Here is a 16,006-nt window from a genome sequence, read left to right as displayed (position 1 = left end):
CGCTGCTTCTGAACTCGGCAGAAATTCGACAAGATAGCCACTTATCCGCGTGTTGGATCCAGGTCAAAAGTGGCTAAAAGAGAGACAGTCACGGCGTCGCAGAGCATCAGCTGTTTGAAGCCGTGCCTTCCGTCGTTCACGGCCCTTAGCTGACGTTGGTCGTTCCTATCGCCTGTGCATTGCAGCTTCCCAGAAGCTGACATTGACCCGCTGGCGCAGCATTTCGACGTGCTGGATGGCGGCTTGGCGGGACAAAGCCGTCGTTAGCAGCGATACTAGAGGTAGTTGCTAAAGAAGAAAAACAACCGCTGTTGAACTTAGCTGCTTTTCACCCCAAGTAAATCTGCCCTGAGGGGTATTTGACCTTTGGAACGCTGCGGGTGGCGAGGAAAAAACCGATTGCCAAAGGGCCGACGCGCCCGACGAACATGATCGTCATGATGATGCCGCGCCCTGTGCCATCAAGCTCACCCGTGATCCCACGCGATAGGCCCACCGTTCCAAAGGCGGATGTCACTTCGAATGCGACGTCGATGAATTGACCATCGTGGTTGATTGTCATTACGAAGATCCCTGTTAGGACGAGCAGCATGGATATTGTCGTCAGTGCGAGAGCCTTCATGACCTCCTCCACCCCCAAGGATCGACCAAAGACATGCAACGTGGTTTGACGCCGAAAGAAGGCGACCGTGGCAAGAAGTAGGACGAATAGTGTAGTGACCTTGATCCCTCCTGCAGTCGAGGTGCTGCCGCCGCCGACCAGCATTAGTGTCATCGTCAGCAGGGACGTGCTATCATGCATCCCGCCGGTGTTGATCGTGTTGAAGCCTGCGGTGCGCGGGGTGACCCCCTGAAACCAACTCGCCCACAGCTTGTCGATGGTGCTTAGGTGTCCCAGTGTCGCGGGATTTCGCCATTCCAAAAGTCCGAACATGACACTACCCCAGACGATCAGGAAAGCGGTGCCGACAAGCATCAGCTTGGAATGTAGGGTTAGTTTGCGCCAGTTTCGTGTCTTGTAGACATCCCCCACAACGATGAAACCAAGCCCACCCAAGATGAAAAGAGCGGGGATCACCAGATTGACAATCGGGTTTCCGACCCATTGCGAAAGACTGTCGGGGTGTAGGGCAAACCCGGCATTGTTGAAGGCAGAGACCGAATGAAAGACCGCCTGCCAAAGGCCAGTCCAGCCAAATTCAGGGACAAATATTAAAGCTAAAAGGGCGGCGCCAGCCGTCTCGCAGGCGAGGGCGATGACAAGGATCATGCGAGCAATATACGTGAGGTTCGACAGCGAAGTCTGGTTTAGGTCTTCGCGCAGGATCAGCCGTTGTGGCATGCCGACTGGGATCCCCAGAGCTCCGAGCAAGAGCACCGCAAAGGTCATAAGCCCGAGCCCGCCAAGCTGAATGAGCATCGCAATGATCGCTTGACCAAATCCGGTGAAGGCGGATCCGGTATCGGCAAGAGCAAGCCCGGTGACTGTCACCGCCGAGGTCGCGGTGAATAGAGCTTCGCTTAGACCAATGTCACCGTAATGCGAGATGGGCAACCAGAGAAATAAAGCGCCTAGAAGGATCAGTGCTATGTAGAAAAGCGATAACAGCGCAGGCGGCGGCATTCGCAGTTTTTTCTTCCGCCTGAGAAAATTCCGGAGTGATGCAGTCATGATTAGAGGCTGGCCGCAAAGCTGTGAAGGTCCTTCCGCTGGCCCAGCAGTAGAAGTAGGTCATCGCGCTGCAACTGGCACTCTGAGCCATCCTGCCCGATGAATTCACTCCCCCTCATAATCCCAATGCAGCGAAGATTGTAGGCCTTGCCATGTGGCAACTCGTTCAGGCTTCGACCTTCGAGGCTCTCGGGTATGCGGAAGTTCACCACATGGAAGCCGTTTCCGAGGCTAACATAGTCACGCATAAGCGGATTGTGCAGAATTTGCGCGATATGTTGACCAACCTCGACCTCCGGGTGAACGATCCTGTCCACACCGATTTTTTTAAGAATTCGGTGATGGGTTTTTGTCGTAGCCTTGGCCCAAACGACCTGAACGCCGACAAGTTTGAGGTTCATCGCCGACAGGATGCTGGCCTCCAAATCATCACCCATAGCAACGACAGCAGTATCACAGTCGCTGAAACCGGCATCACGCAGCGCTGCGTCATCCCGAGCATCTACGATCATGGCTTGTGATAAGGTATCTGCAAGGTTGGCGACACGCGCCTCGGAGATGTCGATGCCGATTACATGGTTGCCGAACCGCTGCAATTCCTTTGCAACAGAACTTCCGAAGTTGCCCAGCCCAACGACACCAAAGGTTCGTTTTTTGATATTCAATGTGTTGCGTCCATCCAATTTGACTGTCGCGGAACATTGCCGCAATGCAAAAAGATGTCAACATGGGCTCTTTGCCGACATTCTCTGCATTTGCATACCAAATAAACGCCAAACTGGAAGGCGAGCGCCGGCTGTGCGGACTTTGCTGTCGTTGCGTTTCCTCATTTGAATGTCTGCTCTTTCTCTCTTCCGAAAAAAGAGGGCTTAGGCCCAACCTGGCAACGCGATGCAATCATGGTTTGATCGTCACAAGAAGGACGATCAGCGACAATAGGGCTAGCCCGACAAACAGGAACAGGCCGCCCGTGAGCTTTGCGTCACCCCCGTTGTCCTGCACCGCGCGGCGCAGTTTTCCGACCAGAGCACCGTGCAATCCCGATAGGCCGAGCACGAGCACAATCTTCATCCCCAACCATGCTGATGTAAACCAGCCGCCCTGAACCCCCAGCGATATGCCTAAAAGCAGAGCGAGGATCATCGCAGGAGAGGACACGGCTCTGTCATAGGCCCGCAACGGTTTCATATGAATCAAGGCTGGATATCGCAGTGCGAGGGCAACTGCGGCCATCCCGCCGAGCCAAACGAAAAGAGCAATCAGATGTGCGGCTTTGGTGAGGTCGTAAAGCATTATTTTTCTTCCATTTTTCGGCGCAGCCAGCGCTCATTGACAAAGCCGCCGAACGGGATCATCGCACCGACAAAAAGGCGCGCGGCCCCTGTCCAGCCGATCAGACCTTCTGCCCAGGATCGGATCACGAACCAGAGGAAAATCATGAAGGCCAATCCGTGGAGCGGCCCCATGACAGAAACGAATTGAGGCATTCCTGCAAAGTATTTCAGTGGCATCGCCAAACAAAACAGAGCGAGGAGTGTCAGAGCCTCGAAAATAGCGGCACGCATAAGGCCAATCATGAAGGATCCTCCGAATCTCTATGTGTAAACGTATGTTTACTTTACGGCGAAGCTTGACTTGTGTAAACAGTTGTTCACACGGAGACGATATCAATGAAAAAAGCCAGCATCGTAAAAGACCGCGCCGCGACCGAGGCCCGCATTCTCAACGCGGCCCGGGCTGTGTTTGCCCGACGCGGATACGATGCAGCTGGATTGCGCGAGATTGCGGAAGCGGCCCAAGCGAACCTATCGCTGATCAGCCGGTATTTCGGCGGCAAAGAGGGGTTGCTGACTGCGTTGACAGATCAGTTTGTTGCGAGCCGCCGAGAGGGGAAGTTATCCTATCCGCCGCAGGATACCTTGGAAGACGAGATATACAGTTACCTGCACGAAAAGCTACGCGACGATCTGAAGGACGAAGACATCGTGCGGCTGATTGTCAGTCGCGCCGCCATCGATGGCGAGTTTCGAGAAAAGGGGCGCGTGCATTCAGATGGTCTCGCGGATGAAAATTTTCGCATCCGTGTCGGACGGTTACAGGATAACGGCAAAGTTTCACCAGATATTAATATCGACTTGTTGTTCGCTGGGGTTATGCATGTGTCTTTTTCGGTGAATTTCTTCGGTGCGATAGTTGCTGGGCGTCCAGACACAGAAATTGATGCGCTCTTCCATGGGTTCGCTGCGGCGTTGGCGCAGGGGTTTCCGGTTCGGCATTAAAGGGCGCGTTTGGCGCAAGTCGCCGCAAGAGCTACCGCGCAGGCAGGGGGGGGAATGTCGGCTTTGCACTATGAGAACCAATAATCGCGCACTTGCAGCGAAGGTCTGCAAACCGCCGTCATCCCCTATCAAAGAACCCTAAATGCTCTTGCTGCTGACCGTATTTAATCACGGTCTTGCCATACCGCAGATTGATGCGGTCGATGGTGGCAGAGAGCGTTTCGCGCTTGCTGTTTTGCCCCGGCGCAAGCGGCAGAAAAAGTTCGCCATTGCGCTCTGTTAACAGCACCAAGTTCGTGAGGTTAATTCCGATCGATGTGGCTTGGGTTCGACTGCCGGCAAACTGCGCCGTGAGGGCATCAAAGATACCCAGAAAATCACGCGTGTCTTGGCTTGGATTGAGCGTTTGTTGCCAATGATGCCCGTGCCGTTTCCACAGGCCGATGTGAATGGAGATCCGTCCTGCGCAATAGCCGTCACGTCGCATGCGTGCTGCTGCCCGTTCGACCAGCCAGCGACCAACGCGGGTGGCCATTGGGGCTGGGCGATACTTTGGGGCAAGCACTTTGGATTGGCCATAGGTGTTGCGCGAGGTTTCAATCAACGGGATGTCTTCGCCTTGCAACCCGCGCACGAAACGTTCGCCCTCTACGGAGCGCCAAATCATCCGCGCGTGCCGTGGATCAAGCGCATACAGCTCATGAATGCCCCAGACATGCGCCTTGCCCAAACGCGCGCTCATGCCGCGTGAAATCCCCGGCAAATCGTCCAGTTTGAGGTGCGCAATGGCTTCTGGCATATTCTCAGGCGCGAGCCATTGCAGACCATCAGGTTTTTCCAATTTACCAGCGATTTTTGCCAGCAATTGATTTGGACCAATTCCAATCGAACAGCGCAGCTGACTGCCCACGTCTTCACGAATGATCTTCTTAATGTCGCGGGCCAAATCCAGCGCGGCGGGGAGGGCGCTGGTTTTGCCGCCAAGAGCGATTTGAAATTCATCAATCGAGCGCACGCGCTCCACCTCAGCTATGGTATCAATGGCCTTTGAAATCGCCTGATTGGCGCGCGCATATAGCTTGTGCCGGGCCTGCAGGAAGACAATGTCAGGGCAGATTTGCCGTGCCTCGGCAACGCGCATAATCGTTTTGACGCCCTGCGCTTTGGCCTCATAGCTGGCAGCAACAACGGCCCCAGCCCAATTGTTGTGCGGGCCAGTCTCAAGCGCAGTGATCGCCACGGGCCGCCCTCTGAGGCGAGAATCGACCTGTTGCTCAACGCTGGCAAAAAAAGCGTTCATATCCAGATATAGACAGCGCATCGGGGTCATAGCCTAAATCCTGTATCTTCCAAAAACCACTGAATGTTCTATATTTGTTCTCATGGTTGATTTGAAAACACAATTGAAAAATGTCGCATTTGGCGGCAGCTGGTCAGAAGAAATTCTGCGCGTTTCTGAACTGGAGGCGGCGCTAAAAGTGATCGAAAATGCGGCTGATACCTGTACCGAAATCGATGTGCGCACGGATGAGCTAAAGGATGCTCTGAGCTTTGTGGCGTCCAAAATAGAAAAAGGCCCTCAGCTGAAGACGCAGTTTCTCAAAGCTGTTGTAATTGAAGATCAGGATGCCAGAAGTTGTGCTGCTCGTCAGGCATTAGGACAAATGCAATCGTGGGCGGGGCGGTGAGCAACTGTAGGGATTGGCAGCAACACTTCGTGGCTTTTACTGGCCTCAACGCTTTTCGCTTGGTATGCCGAGGTGTATTTTAAATGATTTGAGCCAATGCATATATCTTCAAACCAATTTCTGTTCTCCATTTATGACAAATGGCGCGGCAATGTCTCGTCGCTTTCATTTGATGATGTTCGCATCACCGCGAAAGACCAATCGGTATCGCTTGCCGACATACGCTCAGCGCCTGAAATCCAGGAAAGTTGGTTGGGAAACGAGCTTTCTTTGAACATAGCGTCCTTACCCATGCCATTGCGCGTGCGCGGTGCAAACAAAGTAAACCTTGCACGAGATGCTGCACAGATCGAAAAAGCCTGGCGCGACTTTAACGTCCAACAGCTTGAAGCTCACGCGGATGATATCAAAAGCCTGCTCTCTGCACTCGCAGACCTGAAGTCACCGACGCGGTACCCTTCTGCCTGTTATGTTCAGCCACTTCTGCGAAAAGCGGAGATGCTTGAAAAAGAAATCCTTTCGAAACTCAACGTTGCAGCTATTGGCCAGGATCGTATCGAGACTATAAGTGAAATCCGCAGCTTTTTCGCAACCCCCGCAAAGGTGAGAAACACAGCGATTTCGAAATTTGAAACTGCGCAACTCGCGCTCTGGGGCGACTTCTTCGACACCTTCGAACAAAACCCACTAACGCCAGAGCAGCGCCTTTCCATCGTGGCCGACGAGGACGCAACTTTGGTTTTGGCGGGCGCTGGATCTGGCAAGACAAGTGTCATCACCGCGAAAGCTGGTTACCTCCTCAAGTCCGGTATTCGCAAACCAGAAGAAGTGCTTCTTCTTGCCTTTGCACGCGATGCTGCAGCCGAGATGTCAGACAGAATACAAGAACGCTGCGGGGAGCCGGTTGAAGCGCGAACATTTCATGCTCTGGCATACGATATCATCGGCTTGGTCGAAGGCGGCAAACCTGCCTTGGCCGCACATGCGACAGACGACAAAGCCTTTCTCGTGCTCATCCGTGACATCCTCATACACATTGCCAAGACAGTTCCTGAGGCATCGAAAGCAATTATAGATTGGTTTAAATCCGCTCGTTTGGAAGAAAAATCTGAATGGGATTTCAAGCAAAAGCACGACTTCTACACGTACCTCGAAAAAGAAGACCTTCGGACGCTTCAAGGTGAAAAAGTCAAAAGTTTCGAAGAGCTGATGATCGCCAACTGGCTGTACGAGAATGGCGTCGAATACGAATACGAACCTGACTATGAGTTTGCCACCTCAGACCCTACGAAAAAGAACTATTGTCCTGATTTTCGATTGACTGAAAGTGGGGTCTACCTGGAACATTTTGGGGTCAGAAAACAACGTGGCCGTGATGGAAACATGACCCTTGTGACGGCACCGTGGGTCGATCAGGATGAATACCTCGAAGGCATGGCTTGGAAACGCCAAGTCCATGAAGACAACGACACGGTTCTACTGGAAACCTTCAGCTATGATCGTGTGGAAAACAGACTTCTCGAAGTACTTGCCCAAAAGATCGAACCGTATGAGGAATTAAAACCTCGCGCTCGAGAAGATCTTTTTGACCGCGTTGTCGAGATGAACCAGATCGACAGCTTCGTACAACTCCTTGCCAACTTCTTGCGCAATTTCAAAAGCGGTGGGTACAGGTTGGCGGATTGTAATGTGAAGGCAAAGAAAGCCAAGCTTGGCAAGCGAGCATCCGCATTTCTCGCCGTTTTCGCACCGGTATTTCAGGCCTACGAAGACAGTCTCGACACACGTATAGATTTCGAAGACATGGTGTTGCGAGCCGCCAAATACGTTGAGACTGGGCGTTTCAAAAGCCCCTACAAGCATGTGCTCGTCGACGAGTTCCAAGATATTTCAAGAAGCCGCGCGCGTCTCGTCAAAGCGCTGCTCTCGCAACACCATGATGCACGCCTTTTCGCAGTCGGTGATGATTGGCAATCCATCTATCGTTTTGCTGGTTCCGATATCCATTTGATGCGGAACTTTGGCCAAGAGTTCGGAGGCGAGTTCAATGGCGCGAATGATGTCCATCGCACGGTCGACCTCGGACGTACGTTTAGATCAGTTGACAAGATCGCCTTTGCCGCACGACATTTCGTTCTGCAGAACCCAACACAGCTTGCGAAAACCGTCATCCCAGCAGGAATTTCAGACGGGCCTGCGATATCTATCGTATCGACATTTAAACACGACGAAGACGTTAAGCTCAAAGCCGTGCTCAATGATCTAAACGTAAAAGCCAAAAATGCGAATAAGCGCAGTTCCGTTCTTTTATTGGGCCGCTACAGGCACTCTGCGCCAGAGGGTATGCGCAGGTTGTCCTCAAGCTATCCGGATTTAGACATCAACTTCAAAACGATCCATGCCTCCAAAGGGCTTGAGGCAGATCACGTCGTTCTGCTCCAAGTCTTCAGCGGACGCATTGGGTTTCCATCAGAAATTGTGGACGATCCACTGCTGACAATGGTCTCGCCTGAAGCTGAGCCTTTTGAGCATGCCGAAGAAAGGCGCGTGATGTATGTCGCGATGACACGCGCGCGAAAAAGCCTGACAATCATGGGAACTTCGGCCCGACAATCTTCCTTCGTCAAGGAACTCATCGATGACGACGCCTATGAACTGACTTCAGAGGTGGGCGGCGATGCGGAAGTGCATACGTGTGGCGAATGCCAGGGGAGCATATTTTCGGTACCGAAAAAGAAAGGCGGCGCATTTTTTCGCTGTGAGCACACAGAGCTCTGCGGCAACACGCTTCCTGCCTGCGCTGTTTGCGACACAGGGCTTCCAGCCAGAAAGTCTGACAAAGGTGATGCAACATGTTCCTGCGGAGAAATCTATCGGCCCTGTCCAAGCTGTTCAGATGGCTGGTTGGTCGAGCGCAGAGGACGGTATGGGAAGTTTATGAGCTGCGTGAAGTTCCCGCGATGCAATGGCAAAGCAAAAGTTTGAAAAAACCGACACTTGACCTTTGGCTCGGAGGGATGTCCGTTTGCTGCGCCTGTCGTCCGGAAGGGACGTTCACGTCGACCGACACTCAGGGCGGAAACCAGCCATTCGCTGCATGAGAGACCGCAACAAGACGCTTGCTAAAAGCGGACATTTAGTTCGCCGAATAGCTCGCCGAAGAAAATCAGGAAGAGCCCACTGCGACTCGAAAGAGTGACAAGAGTTAGAACTACGTCAAGCCATCAATCACTCATGTGGTTAAGCATATCCGCCTGATCGATTGCGCAAGGATTAATATCTCTTCTGGTGAAAATTGCCACCCCGATGTAGAAAGAGACGAATAACGGGGTCCAAGCCCTATCCTTAAGCTCAGGAAAGAGAATTTTTCAATAATGCCAGTCGAGTGGATTATTCCCGCCGCGAGGGGGGCATACAATAATAGACAGGTCGCCCTGTCGACGTGGGAAAAGCTGATTACGAAGATTCTTGGCCCAAAGTACCGGATTGGTTTTGTCGGTCCCGGAGGGATTGGTAAAACGGTCTTGTTAGACCACATGACGGGTGCGGCTTTCAAAGACGGATATGAGGCGCCTGGGCAATCTCGAAAAGCAGAGGCAGGGAAGGCCAAGGCCAATGGCAGCCGCTTTGCAGTTGTAGTCGCGCCGGGCCAGCAAAGTGGCCCTCAGATAGAGACGTATAACAAAATATTTGACTCCGAAGACCCTATTGATGGTGTGGTTTTTGTGGCAGGAAACGGCTTTGTGACGGCTCGCGACGAGCACGCTGCGGAGGTCAACATGAGCCTTGGATACGACACTATATCGAAGTGGCGAGATCTCAATTTGCAAGCCGAGCTAGAAATACTTGAAGAGGTCTGTAGGCTAATTCGGGCTTCGAAACAAAAATCAAGAAAGCCAAAGTGGATTCTTGTTGCCGTTACAAAGGTTGACCTGTTCTATGGAAATATTGAAGACGCACGTCGGTATTATTCTCCGCACCTTGGGTCAGAGTTTGCTGAAAAGCTGAATCGTCTTCGTGAATCAGTAGGCCATGATAACCTTAGCTGGGACGCGACTCCTGTCTGCTCTTTGCTAGACAGCTTTGTCTGGGGCAATGAGGTTGTTGAGAGTAGTTTAAGTAAGGAAGATCGGGATCACTATTTGTCGCAATTCGTCACATTGCTCGGGAGTTTTTGTAGATGACGGATATACTAAGTGAGAGGGATCGAAAGGCCTACCTTGATTTGCTGGAACTTGCCGAAAAAGTTCAAGCAGAAAAAGAACTAGCAAAACGTCAGTTCTTTTTGTCTCTATTCGGGGTTACTTTTGGGGTCCTAGGCATACTTGCAATAGTATTCACATATTTTGGTAGTTCGGTCGTCGGAGAATTTACCTTTGAAAACATTCTTCGTTCACCTGCGGGTGCACTCGGACTAGTTGCGGCTATGGCAGGTTATTTCTTAGGCTCATATCTTACTATGCTTTCTATGAAAAAAATTCGACGCGAAAGAAAGGCCTTTGAAGAAGTAATGGGTTTGGTTCATGAGGTATACGAAGCAACTAAAAGCGACTTATCCGCTGTGGAAAAAGCTGAAGTGAAAATTAGATTCTCTCGACTAGACAATTGATTATCAGCATTAGTTGACAGCGCCTTCAATTGGTAATGTTTTGAACCATTCTGCGTCTACAGGAACGTACCTTCCAAAGCCACAATTTAGCTGATCCGATGGATTTGGAGTGGCCAAAAGAATTCCTCGGCATCATCGAGACCTCAGTCCACACGCAAGGCTGTGACGAGACTAACGCGCGGCTGCTAGACCAGATCAGAGTCGGCTGCCGCCATCGTTCTGGGCGGGGCGTGCCCAATGGGCTTCAAGCCGTAGTGCAGCGTGGGGAGCATTGACCAATATCCGTTTAGGGCAGATCCATCTGTTGGGTTTAACTGCTAGACCCTGCCTCGCGGCGGGCAATTGCTTCGATTTTTCTGAAGTTTGATAGTGAAGAAAGTGACCTTTTGACTCTGGGAACATCTCGAGCGCCTTGTACAAGATAACGATGGTCTAAAACTATAGATGGAACTTTGGGTGAAAGTGCTGAAAAAAAGACTCCTCCAGCGACAAAATAGTGGATCGTGTGAAGGTTGGAACCTATCTTTACTTCCGTCCTGTAAGGTGCCGCGATAGTCTTCCTTATTTGGTTAATACTGATATTGCCATCTTCGTCATGCAGTTGCGCGACCTCAAACGAAAAACTCATAAATGGATCACATCGCCCTAAGGCAGCACTGGAAATTTGATCGACGTCTGCTTTGGTAATTTTATATCCGCCATACATAGAAGCGGAAGACAGCTGGGCGCGCCACAAAACGCTACAGATGAAGAGGGCGAGAGTACTGTGGTCTATGGCTTGTAGCTGGCTTTTCGAAACCGTGTGCTTAACAAACAGGATAGCGGCTTCATCACACGATGCATTGAAGTGCATTTCACATTGTGCACATAGAATGTACGACCATCCGCTTTCAGAGCTGGGGCGGGGGCCGAAGTCCTGGTGAATTTTGGTAACCTTACCTTTGCCGCTACGCTTTAAATCTCGAAAAAAGGCATCAGGTATCGCATGTGACTTTCTAAGCTGAGTATTTAGTCCACAGCGCTCACATGTAGAAAGTTTTTCAGAATTTACCCTGCGTTGGGTCCAGTCCACGGTGTCCTCCTAACGCGAGCCTCGGCCCATGATCCTGATGCTTTGCTCATATGACTTCGACTTCGGCCTATTCATTAGGTTAGATCACAAGACATTAAGACAAGCGACCGCTTTCGAGAAGCTGCATCGCAGTATCCATGGCACCGGTTAATGACTGCTTTGGGCCTTCCTGACCTGAGACAGCAATTCATTCATTCAGTCAAGTCTTTGGCGCATTGGTGAAAAGGGCTTTGAACAGTTCTTCTGACCGGCGCAAGCCGTCGTTTGTAAGCACCACTGACTTTGCTTTGCCGACCGGATCCAGAATGAGTCCCTTTTCGTGCAGCCGACCGAGCACGTCCCATTCATGGCTCTTCCAGGCGCGGTGCCCGTCGTGAAGCGTCAGCCAGAGCAGCGCCAGAACCGCGTCGTCAACACTGTCCTCATTGATCTTCATTGTCACAGGGAACGCCAGAAATGAGGGTTTCGTCAAGCTTCAATGCAGCAAATGGTCCAAGATATCAGGGGCTGCTTTGGGCCGACTGGAAATATTATTTTTTCAAATCTACTGCACCCAGGTGCTGACACCGGTACGCAATTTGGCTATGAATTGCGCTGAATACGGCTAAGAGTTGGAGAGCTGATGTGCGCAATGACATCTCGGATTTACTTACCTTCATCAGTCAGGATGATCTTTGGTTTGGACGCTTGCAGGAAGTCGTGGCAGAGCATTTGATGCCAGCTCTTGAGGAGTTTGACCTTGATTATGATGACCTACCCGAAGTGTTGGGGGAGCCTTGGCCTGGCGTGTTATGGGGATGTGGATTCGAAGATTTTCTGAGCCGCCAGTACGAAGACGGCAATATTGTCGACCTTTACCTCAAGCGACGCGGATGGAACGAACCAGCTGCCAATCGTGAGTATTTCGGTGCTCTGCGAGATACACCAGTCAGCCTTTACGAAGTCAGTGAGGTTAAGCCCGGAACGTCCATGGTTCTTAAGGATCTAGTTGGAGACGCAAAGCCCGTCACGGTGCTTGAAGGATCGGCAACGCAGTCATTGAAGCAATGGGACCGGATTGTCGTTCGCGTCATTGCCGAAAACGACGTCCATGTGATTTCGGGTGCGCTTCTGGCTTTTTCTAGAGAGGCCGTTGCGCTCTTGTTTGATGGTTTATCCACCGTGTTGAACGTCGATAAAAACGATAAGCTATCACTCGCGTCTAACCAGATCTTGAAATGCGCGCCGATCTTCACCAGCGCTTGGCTCTTTACGGCCCTACCACGGGCGCTTTCGAAGGAATTGCCCGAATTCACCAACGCATATGGCGAAGACATTATGTTTCATGATCTACGATTTCCATTTGAGACAGGCGTTAGGCAGAAAGAAGTTTCCCTTTGCTTGAGCGAGGTCAATTGCTTTGCCGCCGATGGTGCACGTTGTTGGACTTGGCTCGCACCACACGGCAGCAAGGCCCCAAGGGAAAACGATGGTCTAGTGTTGGATTCACAGACAGACGGTCGCACTGTGCTAGGTCATATAGAGCTCAAAGGTAAATCCCTGCTTATCAATGTGAACTCATCCGCTCGCGCCGATAGAGTGCGCCACTTGGTGATGAAGGCGGCGGGCCAGCATTTAAAGCAACCTCTGACCACGATCCGCACAGTCGAACAAATGATGGCTGAAGAGCAAGATGAATTGGACTTGGAGGATGCTGACGAAATTCCCCCAGAGATCGCACGGCAGATAGTTCGGGGGCACATGGACCGGCATTATCGCGAAACGCTTGATGCGCCGATACCAGCGTTAGGTGGTAAATCACCTAACCAAGCAGTGCGGAGTAAAGAGGGTCGTGTGAAGGTGGTCGAATGGCTAAAGAAGTTGGAGAACAACAGCGCTATGCATCAAAATGAGGCAATCGAAGAATACGATTTTGGCTGGATGTGGGCTGAGCTAGGTCTACAAGAATACCGAAAGTAAGTTGGCTGGTACGATGAGCTGAAATGCTGCGCGTGGTAGGAAGCGCAGCAATGCGGAATGCAGCCTTTCGCTTTTAGGCCACTCTACCACTAATGTTACAGAATAACTGTGAACAAGGGAGACATTCAACGATCACTTGTGGTGGTTTCTTGTCCCGACCAAGATTGAGAGTATCTCAATACCCTCGAACCCTGACCAAACCCTGTACAAGCAGCGAACATGGCATGAACAGATGGGCTATCTCTGCCCTCCGAAGGCAGAGGTCGGCGGTTCGAAGAACCAATGGGGGTCGAATCCAGAATGTTGAGAACCATGTTGAGAATACTTTGCCGAAATCGGCTAAGTATTGGAGGCGAGTAGGAGAATCGAACTCCTGTACACGGATTTGCAATCCGCTGCGTAACCACTCCGCCAACTCGCCTCGTCGTGGTTGAGCGGGGTTTATACCAAGGATGCGGGGGCTGCAAGACGCCAAATGTATGATATTCGCATGTTGCCGTATGTCTTGTGATATGGCAATAACGCAAGAGACTCCTATGTGAACGAAAGAGTTCAGCTCATGACAGATTTTGCAAAACTGCGTACCATGATGGTCGACACACAAGTGCGGCCCTCAGATGTAACCAAATTCCCGATCATTGAATCCATGTTGACTGTGGCGCGCGAAAATTTTGTGCCGACTGCACAGCGTGCTGCGGCTTATGTTGGCGAGCATGTGTCGCTCGGCAATGGCCGTGTGGCGCTTGATCCGCGTGTTTTGGCTAAGATGCTGGATGCGCTTAATATTCAGGGCGACGAATTGGTTTTGGATATCGGCACAGGCCTTGGATATTCATCGGCTGTGATTGCACGTATGGCGCAAGCCGTGATCGCTGTTGAAGAAGATGAGGCACTGTCTCAAGATGCCATTTCAGCTTTGGCTGACGCAGGGTCTGACAATGTTGTGGTCGAGGTGGCAGCTTTGACTGTCGGTGCACCACAACACGGACCTTATGATGTTGTCGTGTTGCAAGGCGCTGTTGAGACGATTCCTGCTGCAATTTTGGGCCAAGTCAAAGAAGGTGGGCGCATTTGTGCAATTTTCTTAGACGGACCTCTTGGAATTGCACGTATAGGATACAAGTTAAACGGTGACGTTACTTGGCGTTTGGCGTTTAACGCAACAGCTCCGGTGCTTCCGGGGTTTGAGGCAGATCGCGCATTCGCGCTTTGATATCGATTTGGGCAGGTCAAAAGGCCGCCCGTTTAACAGATGAGGCAGGCACATGAGACTTGGCATTCAAAGAACACTCGCGGCAAGTTTTATGGTGATTGGGGCAGCTCTGAGCCCTTTGGCCTTGTCTGCTGAAACTTTGGGCGATGCTTTAGCGTCCGCCTATAAAAATTCAGGGTTGCTGGAACAAAACCGTGCCAACCTGCGTGCCACTGACGAAGGTGTTGCTGCTGCTGTTGCATTGATGCGCCCAACACTGAGTTACTCTACATCTGCAAGCTACAGCAGCTCTACCGACACTTGGACCAAAGCACTCACGTTTTCTTCGAGCATGGCTCTTTATACGTTTGGGCGAAATAAGCTGAACATCGATGCGGCCAAAGAAACAGTTTTGGCAACGCGCGCGAGCCTCGTATCCATCGAGCAAAACGTTTTGTCGGATGCGGTTACAGCCTATATGGATGTGCGCTACAATGACGCTCAGGCAAATCTGCGTGCCAATTCTGTGCGCTTGATGCAACAAAATTTGCGCGCCGCCCAGGATCGTTTCGAAGTGGGCGAGATCACCCGCACAGAGGTGAGCCAAGTCGAGGCGCAATTGGCCTCGGCTCGCGCCCTTCTTGCAGCGGCCCAAGGCCAAGTGTCAGCTGCACGCGAAGTGTACAAAGTCGCGATTGGCAATTACCCATCGAATCTGTCAAGCCCACCTGCTGTGCGCTACCCCGCCAAGTCTGTCGACGAAGCGGTGCGAGTCGCGACGCGTAACCATCCCGCTATCAAAGCCTTGCAGCACCAGATCGCGGCTTCTGATTTGGCCGTGGAAATTGCTGAGCGTGGGTTGTTCCCATCGGTTACGGCCAGTGCTTCACGAGCGTTTAGCAGTGATTTTGGAGAGGATGCTTTTGCATCGGATAACACGACAGACAGTGTCAGCGTCACCGCGAGTGGTGTGATCTATGGTGGCGGTAATAGCTCTTCTGCGATTCGCGAGGCCATGGCCAATCGTGATGCCGCACGGGCAACGCTTCTTACGACCACTCGCCAGATCGAACAGGGTGTGCGCACGGCTTGGTCTATGCTGTCGGTATATGATGCCTCTTCTCAAGCGACAGAAGCCTCCGTCCAAGCGCAGCGCGTTGCCTATCAAGGCGTGAAAGAAGAAGCCGAATTGGGTGCTTCTACAACTTTGGATGTGTTGGAAGCAGAACAAGATTTGCTAGATGCTCAAGTGTCAGCCATTCAAGCGCGAATCAATCGTGAGGCAGGCATCTATACGTTGCTTAATGCGATGGGTTTGATGACTGTTGACCATCTTAAATTGAATGTGCCGGTGTATGACCCTGCTGCCTATTACAATGCCGTGAAGACTGCGCCGACACGCAATGTCAGTGCTGAAGGCGCAAAACTAGATCGTGTCTTGGAATCTTTGGGCCGCAAGTAAGCCTTTACAACAGTTTTGAAAAGAAATCCGCTTGGGGGTGTCTGAGCGGATTTTCTATTTGTTGTGTGTGGCA

The 16,006-nt window shown here is 51.6% G+C and carries 15 protein-coding genes and 1 tRNA gene; 8 read left to right on the top strand and 8 right to left on the bottom strand.

Features of this window, described 5'->3' with window-relative positions; translation table 11 throughout:
* Positions 1-328 precede the first annotated feature (328 nt).
* The 4 genes from KO497_RS18465 to KO497_RS18450 all read right to left on the bottom strand — a co-directional run bounded on the left by KO497_RS18465 (position 329) and on the right by KO497_RS18450 (position 3,249).
* Positions 329-1,624, bottom strand: a complete 1,296-nt coding sequence (locus KO497_RS18465; RefSeq protein ID WP_215945429.1) for a TrkH family potassium uptake protein — start codon at positions 1,622-1,624, stop codon at positions 329-331.
* A 50-nt stretch (positions 1,625-1,674) separates the two neighbouring features.
* Positions 1,675-2,337, bottom strand: coding sequence for a potassium channel family protein (locus tag KO497_RS18460; protein WP_215945428.1), 663 nt, complete (start codon positions 2,335-2,337; stop codon positions 1,675-1,677).
* Positions 2,338-2,569: 232 nt separating this feature from the next.
* Entirely contained in the window at positions 2,570-2,965 is a 396-nt protein-coding gene (locus KO497_RS18455; protein WP_215945427.1) for a CopD family protein, read from the bottom strand.
* Complete coding sequence (locus tag KO497_RS18450; protein WP_215945426.1) at positions 2,965-3,249, bottom strand: DUF3817 domain-containing protein; 285 nt, start codon at positions 3,247-3,249, stop codon at positions 2,965-2,967. Before KO497_RS18450 ends, KO497_RS18455 begins: the two co-directional genes overlap by 1 nt.
* Before the next feature lie 93 nt (positions 3,250-3,342).
* On the opposite strand from KO497_RS18450, the gene KO497_RS18445 reads away from it, so the two are divergent.
* Positions 3,343-3,951: a TetR/AcrR family transcriptional regulator gene (locus KO497_RS18445; protein WP_215945425.1), complete on the top strand. Its 609-nt coding sequence runs from the start codon at positions 3,343-3,345 to the stop codon at positions 3,949-3,951.
* 118 nt (positions 3,952-4,069) lie between these two features.
* Here KO497_RS18445 and KO497_RS18440 read toward each other — a convergent pair whose 3' ends face one another.
* Entirely contained in the window at positions 4,070-5,281 is a 1,212-nt protein-coding gene (locus KO497_RS18440) for a DinB/UmuC family translesion DNA polymerase (protein WP_215945424.1), read from the bottom strand.
* A gap of 52 nt (positions 5,282-5,333) precedes the next feature.
* Here KO497_RS18440 and KO497_RS18435 point away from each other — a divergent pair, with 52 nt between their 5' ends.
* The 4 genes from KO497_RS18435 (at position 5,334) to KO497_RS18420 (ending at position 10,248) form a co-directional block, all read left to right on the top strand.
* Positions 5,334-5,639: a hypothetical protein gene (locus KO497_RS18435; protein ID WP_215945423.1), complete on the top strand. Its 306-nt coding sequence runs from the start codon at positions 5,334-5,336 to the stop codon at positions 5,637-5,639.
* A gap of 96 nt (positions 5,640-5,735) precedes the next feature.
* The gene (locus KO497_RS18430) at positions 5,736-8,624 is read left to right on the top strand and encodes a UvrD-helicase domain-containing protein (protein WP_215945422.1); all 2,889 of its coding nucleotides are present in this window, start codon (positions 5,736-5,738) and stop codon (positions 8,622-8,624) included.
* 389 nt (positions 8,625-9,013) lie between these two features.
* On the top strand, positions 9,014-9,823 hold the full coding sequence (locus tag KO497_RS18425; protein WP_215945421.1) for a hypothetical protein: 810 nt from the start codon (positions 9,014-9,016) through the stop codon (positions 9,821-9,823).
* On the top strand, positions 9,820-10,248 hold the full coding sequence (locus KO497_RS18420) for a hypothetical protein (RefSeq protein ID WP_215945420.1): 429 nt from the start codon (positions 9,820-9,822) through the stop codon (positions 10,246-10,248). The genes KO497_RS18425 and KO497_RS18420 overlap by 4 nt, the downstream gene beginning before the upstream one ends.
* Positions 10,249-10,558: 310 nt before the next feature.
* On the opposite strand, the gene KO497_RS18415 is transcribed toward KO497_RS18420, so the two are convergent.
* Both KO497_RS18415 and KO497_RS18410 read right to left on the bottom strand, forming a co-directional pair.
* Positions 10,559-11,320 (bottom strand): hypothetical protein, encoded by a 762-nt coding sequence (locus KO497_RS18415; protein WP_215945419.1) that lies wholly within the window; start codon positions 11,318-11,320, stop codon positions 10,559-10,561.
* Positions 11,321-11,519: 199 nt separating this feature from the next.
* Positions 11,520-11,756: a DUF6429 family protein gene (locus KO497_RS18410; RefSeq protein WP_215945455.1), complete on the bottom strand. Its 237-nt coding sequence runs from the start codon at positions 11,754-11,756 to the stop codon at positions 11,520-11,522.
* Between the two features lie 188 nt (positions 11,757-11,944).
* On the opposite strand from KO497_RS18410, the gene KO497_RS18405 reads away from it, so the two are divergent.
* A complete protein-coding gene (locus KO497_RS18405) occupies positions 11,945-13,279 on the top strand; it encodes a hypothetical protein (RefSeq protein ID WP_215945418.1) in 1,335 nt (444 codons plus the stop codon).
* 347 nt (positions 13,280-13,626) lie between these two features.
* Here KO497_RS18405 and KO497_RS18400 read toward each other — a convergent pair.
* Positions 13,627-13,700, bottom strand: a tRNA-Cys gene (locus KO497_RS18400).
* 138 nt (positions 13,701-13,838) lie between these two features.
* Between KO497_RS18400 and KO497_RS18395 the strand changes: the two genes are divergently transcribed.
* Both KO497_RS18395 and KO497_RS18390 read left to right on the top strand, forming a co-directional pair.
* Positions 13,839-14,492: a protein-L-isoaspartate O-methyltransferase family protein gene (locus tag KO497_RS18395; RefSeq protein ID WP_215945417.1), complete on the top strand. Its 654-nt coding sequence runs from the start codon at positions 13,839-13,841 to the stop codon at positions 14,490-14,492.
* A 52-nt stretch (positions 14,493-14,544) separates the two neighbouring features.
* Positions 14,545-15,933: a TolC family outer membrane protein gene (locus KO497_RS18390; RefSeq protein WP_252729782.1), complete on the top strand. Its 1,389-nt coding sequence runs from the start codon at positions 14,545-14,547 to the stop codon at positions 15,931-15,933.
* Positions 15,934-16,006: the final 73 nt, after the last annotated feature.

Origin of the sequence: Pacificibacter marinus, from assembly GCF_018860665.1 — a bacterium.
Lineage (GTDB): Bacteria > Pseudomonadota > Alphaproteobacteria > Rhodobacterales > Rhodobacteraceae > Celeribacter > Celeribacter marinus_A.
Note: the sequence above shows the minus strand (reverse complement) of the source record. Positions and strands in the feature narration are given on the sequence as shown.